1 protein-coding gene and 1 pseudogene are annotated in these 2,195 nt (G+C 74.6%); both read left to right on the forward strand.

Going from position 1 to position 2,195, the window contains the following annotated elements; genetic code table 11:
- Positions 1 to 6: 6 nt before the first annotated feature.
- A pseudogene (locus tag SACSA_RS0101565) lies at positions 7 to 1,031 on the forward strand (amidase).
- A gap of 85 nt (positions 1,032 to 1,116) precedes the next feature.
- Positions 1,117 to 1,911 carry a hypothetical protein gene (locus tag SACSA_RS0101570; RefSeq protein WP_019812972.1) on the forward strand — a complete coding sequence of 265 codons (795 nt, stop codon included), beginning with the start codon at positions 1,117 to 1,119 and terminating at the stop codon, positions 1,909 to 1,911.
- The last annotated feature ends 284 nt before the right edge of the window (positions 1,912 to 2,195 follow it).

A 2,195-nucleotide genomic window follows, 5' to 3' on the forward strand; every position in this document is an offset into this window, starting at 1 on the left:
GCGGCCGTGGCGGCGGCGTTCGCACCGGTCGGCCTCGGCACCGACACCTGCGGCTCGGTCCGGATTCCCGCGGCGCACACCAACCTCGTGGGGCTGCGGCCGACGCTGGGCCTGTCGAGCCGGGACGGGGTCGCCCGCTGGCGGGCACGCAGGACACGGTCGGCCCGCTCGGGACCTCGGTCGCCGACGTCGCGCTCGTCCTCGACGCCACCGCGGGGTACGACCCGGCGGACCCGGTCACCGAAGCCGCGCGCGGCCGGGTGCCGCCGAGTTACCGTGCGGGCCTGTCCGAGGAGGCACTGCGGGGCGCCCGCATCGGCGTGTTCAGCGACTACTTCGCGGGCGACCCGAGGTCCGCGCCGACCAACACGCTGGTGCGCGCCGCGATCGACGACATGGTCGGCCAGGGCGCCGAGGCGGTGGAGCTCGGATCTCGGCCGGAGATTCTCGACGCCGCCGAGCGCGCGAACCGGGTCGCCGACGAGTTCGAGCGGGACTTCAACGCCTATCTCGCCGATTCCGCGCACGGCCGTCCCCACCGCTTGGCGCCTCTGGCCGAACCTCGTGACGAGCTGACCCTCGCCGACCTCGCCGTCTCGGGAGAGGTCGGCGACAGCGTGCTTCCGACGGTGCGCTCACTGGTGGACAGCCCCGCGCTGCCGAACCCTGCCTACGAGGAGAAGCTGCGGCAGCGTGACCTGCTGCGCGCCCGGCTCACCGACCTGATGCGTGCGCACGACCTGGACGCCGTGGCCTATCCCACGATCACCGAGCCGCCGACGAGGATCGGCACCGAGCAGTCGTACCTGAACTGCCGGCTCGCGGCCTACAGCGGGTTCCCCGCACTGAGCCTGCCCGCGGGCTTCACCGACGACGGTCTCCCGGTCGGGGTCGAACTGCTGGGTGAGCCGTTCAGCGAGCCGACCCTGCTGGCGATGGGCCACGACTTCGAGCGTGCGACCGCGCACCGGCGTCCGCCCGCGCACACGCCGCCGCTGTCGTCACCGTCCGGGCACGGTCACGGCCGCTGAGCGGCGGCCACGCCGCGTGGGCCCCCGCACACGTGCCTTGTCCACGGGGCACCGGCGTGGTTCTCTCCGGCGCGAGGAGGGATACATGGACGTCGTGCGGGAGCACCACCCGGCACGCGCGGGGGCACCGGCAGTGTCACCGCTGCTCAGCAGGCAGTATCCGGCCGACCCGTACCCGGGCGCGCGTCCGGACGGAAGTTTCGTCGAACTCGACGGCGCGTTCTGGGTGCTGCGCCCGGACGAGGGGGCCGGTTCCGGGTGGCGTGTCGACACCGGAACCTCCGAGGGCTCCGATCTGGATGCCTGGCTGACCGCGCTCGGGCAGCCTCCCCTGCGTGAGCGCCTGCCCGTGCTCGCCTACGGCAGCAACGCCTGCCCCGGCAAGATCGAGTGGATGCGCGACGCGCTCGGCCTCGCGGGGCCCGTCGTGGCCCAGAGCGTGGAGGTGACCGGCGTCGCCGCGGTGTGGAGCGCGGGAACCCGAGCGCGGGACGGGCAACGTCCGGCGGTGCTGGCGGCCGTGCCCGGAGTCACCGAGCGGCATGCGCTGTGGTGGGTCACTCCCGGGCAGCGGGCCACGCTGGACGAGGTCGAGGCCCGGGGCCTGTGCTACCGGCTCGGGTGGGTCCGCGCGCCCGCCACCACCGAGGACGGAACCACACGCGACCGGGTGCTCGCCTACGTGGGGAGGCCGGAGGTGCTCGGCAGGGACGTCCCGGAGCATCTGGACCGGTCCCCGATGCTGGTCGACGGCGCACCGGTGCGGATGGCCGACGTCGGACAGGCCGAGATCCTGCGGACGGCCGGGACCCCCGCCGACGCGGACGGACTGGAGGTCGTGGAGGTCGCCGGCGCGCCGTCATGGTCCGATCTGGACTGATTTCACCTCGGTCTGCCGCGTCGCGGGCGCCGACACGGCATCAGGCCGCGGGCACGCGGCATGCGGTGACACACGCCCGGCGGCGGGGCGTGCGTCAGGTCGCGAAGCCGTCCAGCACGTCGGACCAGTGCCGCACGAGCCGAGCGGACACGCGTGTGCGGCATTCCCGGTTCGACGTGCGGGGCGGCAGGGAGGCCGCGGATGCTGGTCCGCTGCCTCGCGGGGGAGCCCGGCGACTCGCGCGCGCTCGCGCCGGAGCTGCGCGCTCGTGCCTCGACGCTCGG

Source organism: Saccharomonospora saliphila YIM 90502 (assembly GCF_000383795.1).
GTDB classification, from domain to species: domain Bacteria; phylum Actinomycetota; class Actinomycetes; order Mycobacteriales; family Pseudonocardiaceae; genus Saccharomonospora; species Saccharomonospora saliphila.